Genomic DNA, 16,771 nt, shown 5'->3' with positions numbered 1-16,771 from the left:
GTGGATCTCGGTGCGGGCGATGCGGTCCTTCTCGGTGTCGGGCAGCACGGCGCCGATCTTGACCAGCGCCTCGTCGGCGGCCCTCGCCATAGCGGCGCCGCCAAAGGCGCGCACCATGCGGGCGCCGGCAACCAGCGCCACGATCTCGTCACGCGTGAACATCAGCGGCGGAAGGTCGAACCCCTCCCTCATCATGTAGCCGACGCCCGCTTCGCCGTCGATCGGCACGCCGGTCGACTGCAGGTCGGCAATGTCGCGGTAAATGGTGCGCTCGGAAACCTCGAGCCACGCGCCGAGCTTCTGCGCGGTGACCAGCCGGCCGCCCCGCAAATGCTGCACGATCTGGAAAAGCCTGTCTGCGCGGCGCATCTGTTTCTCCCCCGGGGTTTATGGCTTCAGCCCTTCGCGCTTGCGCTGCGCGGCGACGAATTTCGCACCGAAGGACAATCTGCCCGTGGTCGGCGTCTCGGCATCCAGCACGCGCCAGAACGGCGCGACGTCGCTCAGCGCCATGCCGCGCTCGATATCCTCGTGGGCGGCCTCGGCAACGGTGCGCAGATGATAGCCGATCGTCACTGGACACGTCACTTCGGCGCCGTGCTCGACGGCTAGGGCGGTGCGCAGCGCGCGCACATCCATCTCCACCCCTTCGGGGATCGAGCGGATGAAGTCGTCGACCTGGCGCGCGGTCGGCACCAGCATCGACTGGCCTTCAACGACATCGCCGACCGTGCGCGGCGACGGCTTGATGCCGTTGATGCCTGGCGTGTTCAGCCTGTCGTTCCAGCTTTTCACCATACGCGGACTACTCCGGATCGTCGGATCATGTTCGTTGTTGTCAGGATCGAAGCTGCTCCAATTACCGCATTCCTCCTGACAACATACTGTCAGGAGGCTACGGCGACGCTACCGGCAAACAAAAGCTTCTTTCCCTGAACTCAACATCACTGGCCATTACATTTGGGCGCCGTGCCGCCATAATCCAAGTCGCGGCGGGAAAATTTCAGTTTTCGCGCACGCGGCCGGTGTAAAGGTCCGGCCAGCCGATGTCCTTGCGGATGTCCGCCGGCAAGGTGTTCAGGAAACGCTGGGTGCGGATCTCGTTGCGCACGGTGCGGATCCTGCCGACATAATGCTGCACGCTGCGCAGAATTGTAAAACCGTTCATTGACCTCACTCCTCTCTTTTGACGAGAAGAGTATCTCACACCCCTCCTGACAGCAGTCTGTCAGGAGGTTGGCAGGGTATCGAAGAAGGCGGTGCGGCGCCCTTCGAAGGGTTCAAATGCCCCCGATTTCTGTCGGGAATGTTGCGCCCCAAGGGTGCCTTAAGAACGGCTTTGACAGTCGCCATCGTTGCTGGTCAAAGGCGGCATGACGAAACTGCTCGCCCTTGTCATCATCGGCATCATGCTGATCCAGGTCATCAAGCCGCTGGGATGGCCGGGGCTGAAGCGGCGCGGCGATTTCTGGAAGCTGGCGCTGCTGGCCATGGCCGCAATCTCGCTTGCCGCCATACTCGGACATTGGACCTAGCTGGGCTGCTTGCTTAATCGCCCAACACGAAATCCAGCAGATGCTCCGCCCAGGCGCGGTAACCTGCTTCCGAGGCGTGGAACCCATCGGAAGCGAAGCCGGCCTCGGGATTGGTGATCGGCAGGCGCGCGGCGGCAATGGCGCCGCGCTCGTTGCAGAGCCGCACGCCCATGCCGTTCATCTCCGCGGCGCGGATTTCGAGGATTTTGCCGAGCAATCTCGGCATGGCCGGCGCACGGGTGAATTCCAGCACCGGCGACCACACCACGCGCGCTTCCGGCCATTTGGCGCGCAGCGCGTAGAGCAGGCCGCCGAACTCCTTCTTGAAGCGCGGCGCGGAATGAAAATTCTTGGTGTCGTTGGTGCCGATGGCGAGCACGATATGCGTCCACGGATCGGCCGACAGGTTTGGCAGGACGAAGTCGCGGATCTGGCCGGAGGTCGCCGAATTGAAGCCGGCGGCGCGCCAGCGCACGGCGCTGCCGGTGCGCTCGGCGATCAGGCCGGCAAGCTGCGCGGCAAGCCCATATTCGGATTGCTCGATGCCGACCGATGCGGCGGAAGAGTCGCCCAGGACCAGCAATGCGATGGCCGGCGCCTGCCCCGGTGTTTCGTGCAGCACCGGGCCTCGCGCCGGCAGCATGCGCGTGGTGCGCCGGCGCACGCCGAGGCCCTGCCAGACATAGACCGGGAAGGCGAACCAGGTGAGAAGAGCAAGCAGGCGCTGCATGGCGGTTCCGTTACCGTGACCCGCAAGCCATTAGCGCATGTTTCGTCCGAGGTGAACGAGGCCGATTACTCGCAGCAGTCCGGTTGCTCTCCACTTTTGTCCTGGTATTCGTCGTGCAGGCGCACCCAGTCCATCAGGTTGTGATATGGACCGGCCTCGTCGCGGCCCTTCGGGGTCATGTCGAGGTAATGATAGGCGCCGATCAGCGCGTCGCCGCCGCGGGCGCGCGACATGAAGGTGAGGAAGATGTCGCCGCACTCGTTGCGATAGAAGATGCTGGTGCCGGGCAGGTCCTTCGAGCGCAACGAACGCTTCTCGAAATTGTAGGTGGTCTCGCCTGCAGCGATCTGCTTGTCGGTGAAGGAAACCTGCAGATCGAAGTTGAAATCGGACGCATAGGACGACACCCAGTCGAACTTCCAGCCCATGCGCTGCCTGTAAGGCAGGATCTCGGCCAGCGGCGCGCGTGCGACGACGACCAGCGATACGTCATGATGCTTCAGATGCTGGTTGGCGCCGTCGATATGGTCGGCGAGGAACGAGCAGCCCTGGCAACGGTGGTCGCAACCCGGAGCCATCATGAAATGATAGACGATGAGCTGGCTCTTGCCTGCGAACAGGTCGCCAAGGCGCGTCGGTCCCGCTTCGCTTTCGAAGACGTAGTCCTTGCGCAGCTTGAACCAGGGCAACTGCCGCCGCTCGGCGGCGATAACTTCGCGGAGCTTTGTCAGCTCCTTCTCGCGCTCGAGGTGCTTTCTGTGCGCCTCGAACCAGTCTTCGCGCGAAACCACGGCATTGCGTTGCATGACCATCTCCTGTCCTCTCCTGCCAAGGACGTTCGACATCGGCTCAACCCGACACAGCAGCCGCTGTTTCGCTGCATCAGGTAGGAATGCGGCGCACAAAAAACAAAACCCGGGCTGGTGGCCCGGGTTTTCGGTACACGAAAGAGAGTAGCGTCAGGCGGCCTTTTCCAGCGCCGGCTGCCATTTTCCAAGCGCCGCCAGATGGTTCATGTGGGCGCGGTGGGTGAAGGCTGCCTGGCCGGCGGCGACGTTCGAGGCCTTGCCGCTCCATGCCTTCTGCGGCGCGGCCTGCAGCGCGCGGCCGTAGGAGAAGGTCAGCTTCCACGGATGCGGGCCGATGGCATTGATGGCGTTGAGGTTGGCCGTCGCCTCCTCGTCCTCCTGGCCGCCGGAGAGGAAGGCGATGCCCGGCACCGCCGCCGGGACCACTTCGCGGAACAGCTTTATCGTCTTCTCGGCGATTTCCTCGGGGCTGTCGGTCCTGCCGGACTTCTTGCCGGAGATGACCATGTTCGGCTTCAGGATCGAGCCTTCCAGCACGACGCGCGCCGCATAGAGCTCGTCATAGAGCTTGACCAGCGTCGCCTTCGAAACGTCGTAGCAGACATCGATGGAATGCGCGCCGTCCATCAGCACTTCCGGCTCGACGATCGGCACGATGCCGGCTTCCTGGCAAAGCGCGGCATAGCGGGCCAACGTATGGGTGTTCGAGGCGATCGAATTGGCCGACGGCACGCCCCTGACGGTGTCGATGTCGATCACCGCGCGCCATTTGGCGAAGCGGGCGCCAAGCTTGTAGTAGTCGGCGAGCCGCTCGCGCAGCCCATCCAGGCCCTCGGTGATGGTGTCGCCGGGAAAGCCCGCGAGAGGCTTGGCGCCGGCGTCGACCTTGATGCCCGGGATGGCGCCGGCCGCCTTGATGATGTCGACCAGCGGCGTGCCGTCGGCGGCGTTCTGGCGGATGGTCTCGTCATAGAGGATGACGCCGGAGATGTATTTTGTCATCGCTTCCTTGGAGCGGAACATCATCTCGCGATAGTCGCGCCGGTTGTCGGCGGTCGATTCGACGCCGATGACGTCGAAGCGTTTCTTGATGGTGCCGGAGCTCTCATCGGCGGCCAGCAGGCCCTTGCCATCGGCCACGATGGCAGCGGCAATGTCTTCGAGACGTTCGCTCATGGGTGCTCTCCTATGGTGCGTTTGTTCCGCGCTAGCAGAACATTACTGCCAAAGGAATGACCCCGGAAAGCGTGAATCGATTGAAAGTCCCGGGCGCTTTTACCGCTCCCGGACTGTTTACCGCTTGAGCACCTCGACGCCGGGCAGCGGCTTGCCTTCCATCCATTCGAGGAAGGCGCCGCCGGCGGTCGAGACATAGGTAAAGTCGTCGGCGACGCCGGCATGGTTGAGCGCCGCCACCGTGTCGCCGCCGCCGGCGACCGACACCAGCTTGCCTGCCTTGGTGCGGGCCGCCGCATGCTTGGCCGCCGCTACCGTGGCGCGGTCGAAGGGCTCGATCTCGAAAGCGCCAAGCGGGCCGTTCCAGACCAAGGTGGCGGCGCGGTCGATCCAGTCGTTGACGCTCTGCACGGTCTTTGCGCCGACATCGAGGATCATGCCATCGGCCGGCACGTCCGAGATGGCGACGGTCTCGCTGGGCGCACCCGCCTTGAATTCCCTGGCTATCACGCCGTCGGCGGGCAGGATGATGGCGCAGCCGGCTTCGGCCGCCTCAATCATGATCTGCTTGGCGGTGCCGGCAAGATCATGCTCGCAGAGCGACTTGCCGACGTCGGTGCCGCGCGCTGCCAGGAACGTGTTGGCCATGCCGCCGCCGATCACCAGCGCGTCGACCTTCTTCACCAGATTCATCAACAGGTCGATTTTGCTCGAGACCTTGGCGCCGCCGACGATGGCGACCACCGGCCGAACCGGATTGCCGAGACCCTTTTCCAGCGCGTCGAGCTCCGCCTGCATGGTGCGGCCCGCATAGGCCGGCAAATGACGCGCCAGGCCCTCGGTCGAGGCATGCGCCCGATGCGCGGCGGAAAAGGCGTCGTTGACATAGATGTCGCCATTGGCGGCGAGCTTTTCGGTGAAGGCCGGTTCGTTCTTCTCCTCGGCCTTGTAGAAGCGGGTGTTTTCGAACAGCAGCACATCGCCGTCCTTCATCGCGGCGACGGCATCCGCGGCCTTGTCGCCGACGCAGTCAGCGGCGAAGCCGACCGGGCGGCCGAGAACTTCAGCCGTGGCCTTGGCGATCGGCTCCAGCGAGAACTCGGTCGATGGGCCGTCCTTGGGGCGGCCGAAATGCGCCAGCAGAATGACCTTGGCGCCCTTTTTCGAGAGCTCGGCGATGGTCGGCGCGACGCGCTCGATGCGGGTGGCGTCAGTCACCTTGCCGTCGGCGACGGGAACGTTGAGGTCGACGCGCACGAGCACGCGCTTGCCGCTGACGGCGCCGATATCATCGAGTGTCTTGAAGCCGGCCATTATCGTTCCTTTTTAGCGAAAACGCGGGGACCATACCCGGCGCGAAAGACGATGCAAGTGCCGCGTTGACGGCGCGCGCGCAAAAATGATGTCGGCGTGAGACATCAGCCTTCGCCGGTTGCCTTCTGCCCGTGCGGTCCGGGAGCCACGGTGTCGATCGGCACGTCTCCTGCCGCCTGTTGTTCCGCCGGCCTGCGCCAGTTGCGGATGAGGGCGGCCAGGCGGTCGCCGATCTCGCCGGCGCTCATGAAGACCGGCACACGCGCCACCGGCGCGGTCGGCTCGAAGGACAGGCCGAGGCCGGTGATCCTGCCTTTTTCGTCGACATCGCGCACGATCAGCTCGATCGGGCCGATCACCACGCGGTCGGCGTATTCGGGGCGGCCGCCGAGCCGATCCGAAACCAGCGCGGCAACACTGAGCTTCTGTTCCGCCTCGGTCAGGCCTGGCCCGTAGGCCGCTTCCAGCTCCGCGGCGGAGCGGGCGGGATCGACGGCGAAGGCGCCGAAGAAGTCGGCATCCTCCGGATCGACCACGGCGCGGCTGGCGAAAAGCTTGTCGAGCAGGCGCGGGTAGCGGTCCGGCACGAAGATGTAGACCTGATCGCCGGCGGCGAGCCGGCCCATGTCCTGGAAGCGCATCGAGCGCCCGTCGCGCAGCACCAGCGAGGGCCGCGCCCAGCGCGGGACGCGCTCGCCGCGCGCCACCGGGCTGCCAGGTGCGACGCGGTAGGCAAGCAGCTCGTGATGGGCCGAGCCCGGCAATTCGAGCTCCACCTTGTCCAGCGGCCCGAGACGGGCTGGCACGATCAGGCCAAGGCGCCGCGCCAGCGGACCGACGGTCCAGCCCTGCACCACCAGCGATACCAGCACGATGATGAAGGCGGCGTTGAAGATCAGGCGGCCATGCTCGAGCCCGCCGAGCAGCGGCGTGATGGCGAGCAGGATCGAGACCGCGCCGCGCAGGCCGACCCAGGAGATGAAGGCGACCTCGGGACGCGGCAGGCGAAACGGGATCAGGCAGAGCCAGACGGCCAGAGGCCGGGCGACGAAGATCAGGAACAGGCCAAGCAGGATCGCCGGCACCAGGATCGCCGGAAATTGCGAGGGCGTGGCGAACAGGCCGAGGATCAGGAACATGATGATCTGCGCCAGCCACGACATGCCGTCCTGGAAGCGCTTCAGGATGGTGACGGCGCGGATGTCGGAATTGCCGGCGATCAGCCCGGCAAGATAGACGGCGAGGAAGCCCGAGCCGCCGATGGCGCCGGCCGCCGCGAACACCATCAGCGACAGCGTCAGCACGAAGATCGGCAACAGGCCGTGGTCGAGATTCAGCCGCTCGACAAGGCGCACGATGCCAAAGCCGCCGAGCACGCCGACGACGGCGCCGAGTCCCATATTGGCGAGGAAGCCGAGCAGAAGGTTGGTTGCCAGCACATTGGCTTCCGGGTTGGCATGCGCGGCGATGATCTCGACCAGGGTGATGGTGAGGAAGATGGCGATCGGGTCGTTGGTGCCGGATTCCACTTCGAGCGTCGCGCGAACGCGCTCGCGCAGATGGATCTCGCCGGCGCGCAGCAGGAAGAACACGGCGGCCGCGTCGGTGGAGGCGACGGCGGCGCCAAGCAGGGAGGACTCCAGCCAGCTGAGCTTGAGGAAATAGGAAGCGGCGACGCTGAAGATGCCGGTGGTCAGGATGACGCCGATCGTGGCCAGCGACAGCGCCGGCCCGGCCGCTTGCCTGAGCGCGTTGAGCGGCGTGCCGAAACCGGAATCGAACAGGATGATGGCCAAGGCCAGCGAGCCGGCAAAATAAGCAAGGCGGGCATTGTCGAATTCGATGCCGAGGCCATCGACGCCGGTGGCAAGCCCGATGCAGAGGAAGAGCAGCAGCAAGGGAGCGCCGAAGCGGAAGGCGATCAAGCTCGAAAACGCGGCGGCGACAATGAGCGTCGTGCCGACCAGCGTCACGAGATAGATCGCATGCTCCATCCGTTATTGCCCCTCCAGAATCCCCACTGTTTCCCGCTTTACCAGAGAGTGGGGCGAAGACATGACCAGTGCAAGGCGACAGCGTGGTTTTTTGGGTTCTGGCGATATCAGAAAAATGGAGGAGCCGCTTTTGCGTCGTCATCCACGGGCTTCACCCTAGAATGATGAAGCGACTGGTGTTGCGGCTAATCTCAATGGTGCACGGCCGAGACTAAACGAAAAACGCCCGGCCGAAGCCGGGCGTTTCACGCGATCAAAAGGAACTGCCGGATCAGGCGATGGTCTTGCCGAAGGCGACGGCGGTGTCGCTCATGCGGTTCGAGAAGCCCCATTCGTTGTCGTACCAGGACAAGACCGAGACGAAATTGCCGTCCATGACCTTGGTCTGGTCGAGGGCGACGATCGAGGAATGCGGATCGTGGTTGAAGTCGATCGACACGTTCGGGTGATGTGTGACCGACAGCACGCCCTTCAGCTTGCCCTTGGAGGCGGCGATGACCGCTTCGTTGATCTCCTGCGCGGTGGTCGAGCGCTTGGCGATGAACTTGAAGTCGACGACCGAGACGTTCGGGGTCGGCACGCGGATCGAAATGCCGTCGAGCTTGCCCTTGAGCTCGGGTAGCACGAGGCCGATCGCCTTGGCGGCACCCGTCGAGGTCGGGATCTGCGACAGCGCCGCGGCGCGGGCGCGGTAGAGATCTTTGTGCATGGTGTCCAGCGTCGGCTGGTCGCCGGTATAGGAGTGGATCGTCGTCATCATGCCCTTCTCGATGCCGACAGTCTCGTGCAGCACGGCCGCCAGCGGCGCCAGGCAGTTGGTGGTGCAGGACGCGTTCGAAATGACGATGTGGTCCTTGGTCAGCTTGTCGTGGTTGATGCCGTAGACGACGGTCAAGTCAGCGCCTTCGGCCGGGGCCGAGACGATGACGCGCTTGGCGCCAGCGGTCAGATGCGCGGCGGCCTTGTCGCGGGCAGTGAAGATGCCGGTGCATTCGAGCGCGATGTCGATGCCCAGCTCCTTCCATGGCAGCTGGGTCGGATCCTTGATCGCGGTGACCTTGAACTTCTCCTTGCCGACGGAGATCTGGTCGCCGTCGACGGCCACCTCATGCGGGAAGCGGCCATGCACGCTGTCGTAGCGCAAGAGGTGCGCGTTGGTCTCGACCGGGCCGAGGTCGTTGACGGCGACGACCTGGATGTCCTTGCGGCCGGATTCGTGGATGGCGCGCAGGATGTTGCGGCCGATGCGGCCAAATCCGTTGATGGCAACTCTGACGGTCATTGTTCTCTCCCTTGGGGGCTGGAAAGCGGATGGGTCCGCAGTTTCATAACGGCGGAAGGCGCAAGAATCCAGCCGCAGAAGGTCGCATCTAAATCGATTAGGTTGGTCCAGCCCGGCAAAACCGTCAATCGGCGTTGCCGGGCCCGAGCCAATCCTATTTGCCGTGCAGACGGGCTTCGACCGCCTTGGCCGCGGCGTCGGCGGTGATGCCGAAATGCGGATAGAGCTGCTCGATCGTGCCCGAGGCGCCGAAGCCGTGCATGCCGACGAAGATGCCGTCGGTGCCGATCAGGTGGTCCCAGCCCTGGCGGATGCCGGCTTCGATCGCGACCTTCACCTTGGCGCTGCCGATCGTCTTCTTGCGGTAATCGTCGCTCTGCTGGTCGAACAGCTCGAAGCAGGGCACCGAGACGACGCGGGTCGGATGGCCGTGCTTTTCCAGCAGGTCGCGCGCGCCGAGCGCGATCTCGACCTCGGAGCCGGTGGCGAAGATCGTCACCACGGCTTCGCCGCTGGCGGCGGCCAGCTCGTAGGCGCCCTGGCTGGAGAGGTTCTTCGCCGAATGCTCGGTGCGCAAGGTCGGCAGGTTCTGGCGGGTCAGCGCCAGCGTCGAGGGCGTCTTTTCGGATTCGAGCGCGATCTGCCAGCATTCGGTAGTTTCGACCGCGTCGGCCGGCCGGAAGACGTTGTGGTTCGGGATGGCGCGAAGCGCGGCCAGATGCTCGACCGGCTGGTGGGTCGGGCCGTCCTCGCCGAGGCCGATCGAATCATGCGTCATGACGAAGATCGAGCGGATGCCCATCAGCGAGGCAAGGCGCATCGAGGGGCGGGCATAGTCGGAGAAGCACAGGAAGGTGCCGCCATAGGCGATCAGGCCGCCATGCAGCGTCAGCCCGTTGATCGCCGCCGCCATGCCGTGCTCGCGAATGCCATAGTGGACATAGCGCTGGCCGTAATCGTCGGGCGTGATGTTCTTGGTCTGGCTGGTCTTGGTGTTGTTGGAGCCGGTCAAGTCGGCCGAGCCACCGATGGTTTCGGGAACCGCGCCGTTGATGACTTCCAACGCCATTTCCGAGGATTTGCGGGTGGCGACCTTCGGCTTGTCGGCCGAGAGCTTCTTCTTGTAGTCGGCGATGACGGCGTCGAAGTTCGACGGCAGCTTGCCCGCAAGGCGGCGCTCGAACTCGGCCTTCAGCTTCGGCTCGGCCTTGGCCAGACGGCCTTCCCAGTCGGCGCGCGGCTTGGCGCCGCCCTTGCCGATGGCACGCCAGGCGTCGAGGATGTCGGCGGGAATCTCGAAGGGCGGCGACTCCCAGTTGAAGAATTTGCGCGCACCGGCGATTTCGTCGGCACCCAATGGCGAGCCATGCGCCTTGTTGGTGCCAGCCTTGGTCGGGGCGCCGAAGCCGATGGTGGTCTTACAGGCGATCATCGTCGGCTTGTCGGAATGGCGCGCCGCCTCGATGGCGTAGGCGATCGCTTCCGGATCGGTGCCGTCGATGTGGCTGGCGTTCCAGCCCGAGGCCTGGAAGCGGGCGACCTGGTCGGTGTTGTCGGCCAGCGAAACGGGGCCGTCGATCGAGATGTTGTTGTTGTCCCAGAAGACGATCAGCTTGTTGAGCTTCAGATGCCCGGCCAGCGCGATGGCTTCCTGGGAAACGCCCTCCATCAGGCAGCCGTCACCGCACAGCACATAGGTGTAGTGGCTGACGAGGTCATTACCGAAGGCGGCGTTCATGATGCGCTCGCCGAGCGCGAAGCCGACCGAATTGGCCAAGCCCTGGCCGAGCGGACCGGTGGTGGTCTCGATGCCGGCGGCATGGCCGTACTCGGGATGGCCGGCGGTCTTGGAGCCGAGCTGGCGGAAATTCTTGATCTGGTCGATCGTCATGTCCTCATAGCCGGTGAGGTAGAGGAGCGAATAGAGCAGCATCGAGCCGTGGCCGGCCGACAGGATGAAGCGGTCGCGGTCGGCCCAGTGCGGCGCCTTGGCGTCGAATTTCAGGAAACGGCTGAACAGCACAGTGGCGATGTCGGCGCAGCCCATCGGCAGGCCTGGATGACCGGAGTTCGCCTTCTCGACGGCATCCATGGAAAGAAAACGGATCGCATTGGCCATCCGGTCATGTTGTTCGCGCGAGCTCATGCTTCCTCCGGGAACGGGTTGGGCTTGGGAGAACCCTAGGGAAAGGGTGCGCGACACATAGCAGGCACGGCCTTTTAGTCAACAAATCGGGACGGATTTTGCCGGGCTTGTGATGGCATCGAGCGCCCTACATTAGCGATAGCGGGGGACAGTCGCGAGAGCTTTGTTGACGCGCCCTTCACCCGGCGCCTAATCTTTCCGAGGTAACGCGTTCTGAATGCGCGCGATTCGGTGATGGGCAGGGCATAGGACGAGGCCATGACCGGGGAAACGACCCTCAAGGAAGTCATCGCCAGGCTGGGCAAGGCCATGGAAGGGCTGGAAAACGCCGTTGCGGCGAAGCTCGAGCATGAGCGCGATTATTCGGAAGCCGAGGCCGAGGTGCAGCGCATGAACGCCGACCGTTCGCGCCTGGCGCAGGAGCTCGACAATTCCGAATCGCGCGCCGAGCGTCTCGAAGACGCCAACAAGGAAGTGTCGCGGCGGCTGGTGACCGCCATGGAAACCATCCGCGCGGTTCTGGACAGGTAAGGCAATGGCACAGGTCACCGTTTCCATCGATGGCAAGCAGTACCGCATGGCCTGCGACGAGGGCCAGGAAGAGCACCTGATCGACCTTGCCGAGCGCTTCGACCGCTATGTCTCGCATCTGAAGGATTCGTTCGGCGAGATCGGCGACCAGAGGCTCACCGTCATGGCCGGCATCATGGTGATGGACGAGCTTTCGGAGCTCACCAAGCGCGTCAAGGGCATGGAGAGCGAGGTGCTGACCTTGCGCAAGACGCGCGACGAGGCGCTGACCAAGGCCGACAAGAGCGACAGCGTGCTCACCACCGCGCTCGGCGCGCTTGCGCAGCGCATGGAAGATCTCACGGCGACGCTGGCGATAAAGAAGGCCTGAGCGTCTCTGCCTCTCGCAAGTGGAAAATCCTGCCGCGGATTGCCGGCGCTCGCGAAAAAAAATCGCCTGCAGCGGCCTCGGCTACGGCTCCCCGCGTTTGACCGATACGGGGATGGTGCTAGCTTAGAACGCGTGCCGGCCGCGCCGGCCACCGTTTCATAAAAAAGGGTAGGGATAGGTCATGAGTCTTCGTATCAACGATGTCGCGCCGGATTTCACGGCCGAGACCACGCAGGGCACCATCAAGTTCCACGACTGGATCGGCGATGGCTGGGCGGTGCTGTTCAGCCATCCGAAGAATTTCACCCCGGTCTGCACCACCGAGCTCGGCACCATGGCCGGCCTGGAAGGCGATTTCAAAAAGCGCAACGTCAAGATCATCGGCATCTCGGTCGATCCGGTGTCGAGCCACGACAAGTGGCAGGCCGATATCAAGACCGCCACCGGCCACACGGTGAACTATCCGCTGATCGGCGACAAAGATCTCCATGTCGCAAAGCTCTATGAGATGCTGCCAGGCGGCGCCGGCGAGAGCTCGGAGGGCCGCACGCCGGCCGACAACGCCACCGTGCGTTCGGTCTATGTCATCGGCCCCGACAAGAAGATCAAGCTGGTGCTGACCTATCCGATGACCACGGGCCGCAACTTCGACGAGATCCTGCGCGTCATCGATTCCATCCAGCTGACCGCCAAGCACCAGGTGGCGACGCCGGCCAACTGGAAGCAAGGCGACGACGTCATCATCACCGCCGCCGTCTCCAACGAGGACGCGATCAAGCGCTTCGGGGCGTACGAGACGGTGCTGCCTTATCTCAGGAAGACCAAGCAGCCCTCGGCCTAGGGCGAGCCGATATTCAGGCGATGCCCGTCTGCAAACTGCGGGTTTCTGCGCTTCCGGTGCTCACGTACTTAAGTACGCTCCGCTCCGGTTCTCGAAACCCACCATTTTCGACTCGGCCTAGCCTGAATCTCAGCACGCCCTAACCGGGAGCCAAATTTGAAGAAAACAACAAAAAAGGCGGCGCCGGAGCGCCGCCTTTTGATTTCTGCCTTGAGCCGGTTAAGCCGCCGGCTGCGCTTCGATGGTGCGCAGCGCCTGCATCTGGCGCTTGGCCGCGGCCTTGACCGCGTCCTGCACCTTCTCGAAGGCGCGCACCTCGATCTGGCGCACGCGCTCGCGGCTGATGTCGAACTCGGCCGACAGCTCTTCCAGCGTCAGCGGCTCTTCGGCCAGACGACGGGCCTCGAAGATGCGCCGTTCGCGATCGTTGAGCACCGACAACGCGCCCGACAGCATGCCGCGCCGATTCTCCAGCTCGTCCTGCTCGATCAGCATCTCTTCCTGGCTCTCGTGGTCGTCGACCAGCCAGTCCTGCCATTCGCCGGACTCGCCTTCGCTCGCCCGGATGGGGGCGTTGAGCGAAGCGTCGCCCGACAGGCGGCGGTTCATCGACACCACTTCGGCCTCGGAAACGTTGAGGCGCGTGGCAATCTCGGCGATCTGGTCGGGCTTCAAGTCGCCATCGTCGAGCGCCTGGATCTTGCCCTTCACCTTGCGCAGGTTGAAGAACAGACGCTTCTGGTTGGCGGTGGTGCCCATCTTGACCAGGCTCCACGAGCGCAGGATGTATTCCTGGATCGAGGCCTTGATCCACCACATGGCATATGTGGCAAGCCGGAAACCACGCTCCGGTTCGAATTTCTTCACGGCCTGCATGAGGCCGACATTGCCTTCCGAAATCACCTCGCCGATCGGCAGGCCGTAGCCGCGATAGCCCATGGCGATCTTGGCGACGAGCCTCAGGTGGCTGGTGACGAGCTTATGGGCAGCCGTGGTGTCCTGATGCTCGGCGTAACGTTTCGCGAGCATGTACTCTTCCTGCGGCTGAAGCATCGGAAAGCGGCGGATTTCTTCCAGGTAGCGGGCGAGACCGCCTTCACCGGAAACGATACTGGGTAATGATTGGGCCATGATAGCGCCCCTCTCTCTTTGGAGTGGATGCCCCCGAAACGCGGCGGGCATTCGTCGCGGATGCCAAAAGGCTCATCCGCAGACAACCTCAATATATAGGAACAAAACCAGAAAAGACAGGCATTTGTTCAACGCTAAACAGTCTGTCACGTTGAAGTGAACAACGCCGGTCAGGTTTTTTGATGGCTGGTTTGCAGCTTGTTCGTGGCGGGTGGGGTTCAAAGTTTCCGGAAGTCGCCGACGAGTTCCTCCATGTCTCCCGGCATCGGCGCTTCGAACCTCATCGTTAGATGGGTGGTCGGGTGCTCGAATTCAAGGAGCCAGGCGTGCAGGGCTTGCCGGGGGAAGGCTTTGACCTTGCTTTTCAAGGGCTCAGGCAGCCGGTTGGCCTTGGTGCGGAAGGCCAGCCCATAGTCGGGGTCGCCGACCACGGGGTGGCCGATATGGGCCATGTGGACGCGGATCTGGTGGGTGCGGCCGGTCTCCAGCCGGCATTCGACCAGGCTTGCGGCGGCGAAAGCCTGCTGCCCTTCGCCGAAGCGCTCGACGACGCTGAAATGGGTGACGGCGTGGCGCGCGTCGTCGCGGCTTTCCGGCACCACCGCGCGGCGCACGCGGTCGGCGGCGCGGCCCAAGGCGGCGTCGATGGTGCCGTTAGGCCGTTGCGGGATGCCCCAGACCAGCGCCAGATAGGCGCGTTCGAGATTGCCGGTGCGGCCGTGGTCGGCAAAGGCCTCCGACAGAGCCCTGTGCGCGCGGTCGGTCTTGGCCACGACCATGACGCCGCTGGTCTCCTTGTCCAGCCGGTGGACGATGCCCGGCCGCCTGACGCCGCCGATGCCGGACAGGCTGTCGCCGCAATGATGGATCAGCGCATTGACCAGCGTGCCGGTCCAATTGCCGGCGCCGGGATGGACGACCAGTCCCGCAGGCTTGTTGATGACGATCAACTCGTCGTCCTCGTAGAGGATGTCGAGGGGGATGTCCTCGCCTTGCGGCGCGGCGGGCTCCGGCGCGGGCACCAGGATTTCGATCCGGTCACCGGCGACCAGCTTGCGCTTGGCCTCCAGCACCGGCTTGCCGGCTATGGAGACGGCGCCTTGGCGGATCAGCGCCTGCACGCGGTTGCGCGAGAGTTCCGGCCCGAGCCGGGCGGCAAGCCACTGGTCGAGACGCTGGCCGACGGCATCGGCGCCGGCTTCGAGCACGACAGCTTCGCCGGATTCCTCGTCCGCCAATTCGTCCTCTATCAATATCGGGGCCTCTTCGTTATGAGCGCTCATCGAAACCCGTTGCGGATTGCTTAGCCATGGCCCGGCCGATCGCCGAAGAAGACGAGGAAAAGCCGCTCGACCCCGCGGCCGAGAACGTGCGCCGCAAGCTCGTCCGCTTCATGATCGTCAATCTCGGCCTTCTGTTCCTCGCCCTTATGGTGGTGATCGGGGCGCTTGTCTACAAAGCCCGCAACGCGCCGGTGGCCGGCTTAGCGCCCGCCGAAAATGTCCAGGCTCCGGCCGGCGCGCCGCTGTCGGGCGACATCGTGCTTCCCGTGGGCGCCAAGGTGGTCAGCCAGTCGCTCTCCGGCAACCGCCTGTCGATCGATGCCGAGTTGGCGGACGGCAGCCGTTCGATCTTCGTCTACGACATTGCCGAGCGCCGCATCATCGGCCAGTTCGCGATCCGCAACAAATGAGCCCGCACCAATGAACGTCTTTGCCGAACGCCGCAGCGTCGCGACCGTCGCGCTCGTCGTCGGCAATTACGACGAGGCGATCGCCTGGTATGTCGAGCGGCTCGGCTTCTTGCTCACCGAGGATGTCGATCTCGGCGGCGGCAAGCGCTGGGTCACCGTCGCGCCGGCGAAGGGCCAGGGCGCGCGGTTGCTCCTGGCGGAAGCATCCGGCGAAGAGCAGGCAAGCCGCATCGGCAACCAGACGGGCGGCCGGGTCTTCCTGTTCCTCGAGACCGACGATTTTTCCCGCGACCATCAGGCGATGCTCGGCAGGGGTGTCGAGTTCCGCGAAGCGCCTCGCTTCGAGGCCTATGGCACGGTGGCGGTCTTCGCCGATCTCTACGGCAATCTCTGGGACCTGATCGAGCCGAAACGCCAGGGCTGACACACCCAATCCGTAAAGTGGTTCGGGTGCCAGAAACCCCAGTTGCTTTTTCCCGGCCGCCAGCCTATGTAGCCGGTTCTTGAGCGCGCCCATCGTCTAGCGGTCAGGACACCGCCCTCTCACGGCGGGAACAGGGGTTCGATTCCCCTTGGGCGTACCAAGCTTCCAAATTACTTCGCAATGTCCGACGAACGCCAGGCATCATGCAGCGTGCGTTTGGTCGCGAGGCGCGACGGAGAGACGAAGTCCCATGGCGTCGAGGACCGCCGCTACGGTGGAAAGGGAAGGGTTCCCTTTTTCGCTGAGCGCCTTGTAGAGGCTTTCGCGGGACATGCCGGTTTTCTTGGCGATTTCCGTCATTCCTCTGGATCGGGCGACATCGCCAAGCGCCTTGCACAGGAAAGAGAGATCGCCTTCCTCCATGACGGCATCGAGGTAGGCGACGATGTCGTCTTCTGTGTCGAGGAATTTGGCCGCGTCCCACTTGCTGGTCGTGATTGCCATTTTAAACCTCCTTGGCGATTTACAGCGCTCGCTTTATGTCGCGATTCTGACTGCCCTTATCGCCGCCGCACAGAAGGATGACGATGACGTCTGCGCGTTTCAGAAAATAAATCCTGTAGCCTGGCCCCTAGTCGATGCGCAGCTCGCCAATGCCGAAAAAAAGCTTGGCGTCGCCAAGGTTTCCGAACTCGACACGGCTGATGCGCGCCTGAATCCGGGCTTTCGCCCGGCGATCACGAAGGCTCTCGAACCATGCGTCGAATACATTGGTCGTGATGACTTCGATCATGA

The 16,771-nt window shown here is 63.9% G+C and carries 19 protein-coding genes, 1 tRNA gene and 1 pseudogene; 7 read left to right on the top strand and 14 right to left on the bottom strand.

Annotated features, from left to right (window positions below; all coding sequences use genetic code 11):
* From FJ471_RS14810 to FJ471_RS14800, 3 genes are all read right to left on the bottom strand, one after another.
* Positions 1–369 (bottom strand): HTH domain-containing protein (locus tag FJ471_RS14810; RefSeq protein ID WP_140804173.1); only part of this gene is annotated, 369 nt, incomplete at its 3' end.
* An 18-nt stretch (positions 370–387) separates the two neighbouring features.
* Positions 388–798 carry a hypothetical protein gene (locus tag FJ471_RS14805; RefSeq protein WP_181179406.1) on the bottom strand — a complete coding sequence of 137 codons (411 nt, stop codon included), beginning with the start codon at positions 796–798 and terminating at the stop codon, positions 388–390.
* 205 nt (positions 799–1,003) lie between these two features.
* The gene (locus tag FJ471_RS14800; RefSeq protein WP_116397974.1) at positions 1,004–1,168 is read right to left on the bottom strand and encodes a hypothetical protein; all 165 of its coding nucleotides are present in this window, start codon (positions 1,166–1,168) and stop codon (positions 1,004–1,006) included.
* 205 nt (positions 1,169–1,373) lie between these two features.
* On the opposite strand from FJ471_RS14800, the gene FJ471_RS14795 reads away from it, so the two are divergent.
* Positions 1,374–1,535, top strand: coding sequence for a hypothetical protein (locus FJ471_RS14795; protein ID WP_140804171.1), 162 nt, complete (start codon positions 1,374–1,376; stop codon positions 1,533–1,535).
* Between the two features lie 13 nt (positions 1,536–1,548).
* Here the strand turns inward: FJ471_RS14795 and FJ471_RS14790 are convergent, their stop codons facing one another.
* The 7 genes from FJ471_RS14790 to tkt form a co-directional block, all read right to left on the bottom strand.
* Positions 1,549–2,265: an SGNH/GDSL hydrolase family protein gene (locus FJ471_RS14790; RefSeq protein ID WP_140804169.1), complete on the bottom strand. Its 717-nt coding sequence runs from the start codon at positions 2,263–2,265 to the stop codon at positions 1,549–1,551.
* A 65-nt stretch (positions 2,266–2,330) separates the two neighbouring features.
* Entirely contained in the window at positions 2,331–3,071 is a 741-nt protein-coding gene (locus FJ471_RS14785; protein ID WP_140804167.1) for a thioredoxin family protein, read from the bottom strand.
* Positions 3,072–3,224: 153 nt separating this feature from the next.
* A complete protein-coding gene (locus FJ471_RS14780; RefSeq protein WP_140804165.1) occupies positions 3,225–4,250 on the bottom strand; it encodes a class I fructose-bisphosphate aldolase in 1,026 nt (341 codons plus the stop codon).
* Positions 4,251–4,367: 117 nt separating this feature from the next.
* On the bottom strand, positions 4,368–5,564 hold the full coding sequence (locus FJ471_RS14775) for a phosphoglycerate kinase (RefSeq protein ID WP_140804163.1): 1,197 nt from the start codon (positions 5,562–5,564) through the stop codon (positions 4,368–4,370).
* A 104-nt stretch (positions 5,565–5,668) separates the two neighbouring features.
* The gene (locus tag FJ471_RS14770) at positions 5,669–7,558 is read right to left on the bottom strand and encodes a potassium/proton antiporter (RefSeq protein ID WP_246684728.1); all 1,890 of its coding nucleotides are present in this window, start codon (positions 7,556–7,558) and stop codon (positions 5,669–5,671) included.
* Between the two features lie 271 nt (positions 7,559–7,829).
* Positions 7,830–8,840, bottom strand: coding sequence for a type I glyceraldehyde-3-phosphate dehydrogenase (gene gap, locus FJ471_RS14765; protein WP_140804162.1), 1,011 nt, complete (start codon positions 8,838–8,840; stop codon positions 7,830–7,832).
* Between the two features lie 154 nt (positions 8,841–8,994).
* Entirely contained in the window at positions 8,995–10,986 is a 1,992-nt protein-coding gene (tkt, locus tag FJ471_RS14760) for a transketolase (RefSeq protein WP_140804160.1), read from the bottom strand.
* Between the two features lie 258 nt (positions 10,987–11,244).
* Here tkt and FJ471_RS14755 point away from each other — a divergent pair, with 258 nt between their 5' ends.
* From FJ471_RS14755 to FJ471_RS14745, 3 genes are all read left to right on the top strand, one after another.
* Positions 11,245–11,517, top strand: coding sequence for a DUF4164 domain-containing protein (locus FJ471_RS14755; protein ID WP_140804159.1), 273 nt, complete (start codon positions 11,245–11,247; stop codon positions 11,515–11,517).
* A gap of 4 nt (positions 11,518–11,521) precedes the next feature.
* On the top strand, positions 11,522–11,887 hold the full coding sequence (locus FJ471_RS14750; protein WP_140804157.1) for a cell division protein ZapA: 366 nt from the start codon (positions 11,522–11,524) through the stop codon (positions 11,885–11,887).
* 181 nt (positions 11,888–12,068) lie between these two features.
* Positions 12,069–12,728 (top strand): peroxiredoxin, encoded by a 660-nt coding sequence (locus FJ471_RS14745; RefSeq protein ID WP_140804156.1) that lies wholly within the window; start codon positions 12,069–12,071, stop codon positions 12,726–12,728.
* A gap of 219 nt (positions 12,729–12,947) precedes the next feature.
* On the opposite strand, the gene rpoH is transcribed toward FJ471_RS14745, so the two are convergent.
* Entirely contained in the window at positions 12,948–13,859 is a 912-nt protein-coding gene (rpoH, locus tag FJ471_RS14740) for an RNA polymerase sigma factor RpoH (RefSeq protein ID WP_140804154.1), read from the bottom strand.
* Positions 13,860–14,077: 218 nt separating this feature from the next.
* The gene (locus FJ471_RS14735) at positions 14,078–15,142 is read right to left on the bottom strand and encodes an RluA family pseudouridine synthase (protein WP_140804153.1); all 1,065 of its coding nucleotides are present in this window, start codon (positions 15,140–15,142) and stop codon (positions 14,078–14,080) included.
* A 26-nt stretch (positions 15,143–15,168) separates the two neighbouring features.
* Here FJ471_RS14735 and FJ471_RS14730 point away from each other — a divergent pair, with 26 nt between their 5' ends.
* From FJ471_RS14730 to FJ471_RS14720, 3 genes are all read left to right on the top strand, one after another.
* A complete protein-coding gene (locus FJ471_RS14730) occupies positions 15,169–15,552 on the top strand; it encodes a fimbrial protein (RefSeq protein WP_140804151.1) in 384 nt (127 codons plus the stop codon).
* Between the two features lie 10 nt (positions 15,553–15,562).
* A complete protein-coding gene (locus FJ471_RS14725; RefSeq protein WP_140804149.1) occupies positions 15,563–15,976 on the top strand; it encodes a VOC family protein in 414 nt (137 codons plus the stop codon).
* A gap of 85 nt (positions 15,977–16,061) precedes the next feature.
* Positions 16,062–16,136 (top strand) — tRNA-Glu (locus tag FJ471_RS14720).
* Between the two features lie 41 nt (positions 16,137–16,177).
* Here FJ471_RS14720 and FJ471_RS14715 read toward each other — a convergent pair.
* The gene (locus FJ471_RS14715; RefSeq protein ID WP_140804147.1) at positions 16,178–16,480 is read right to left on the bottom strand and encodes an addiction module antidote protein; all 303 of its coding nucleotides are present in this window, start codon (positions 16,478–16,480) and stop codon (positions 16,178–16,180) included.
* A gap of 19 nt (positions 16,481–16,499) precedes the next feature.
* Positions 16,500–16,769: pseudogene (locus FJ471_RS35325) on the bottom strand (type II toxin-antitoxin system RelE/ParE family toxin).
* Positions 16,770–16,771: the final 2 nt, after the last annotated feature.

Source organism: Mesorhizobium sp. B2-7-1 (assembly GCF_006440735.1).
Taxonomy (GTDB): domain Bacteria; phylum Pseudomonadota; class Alphaproteobacteria; order Rhizobiales; family Rhizobiaceae; genus Mesorhizobium.
The sequence above is the reverse complement of the archived record's forward strand: the minus strand, read 5'-3'. Positions and strand labels throughout refer to the sequence as shown.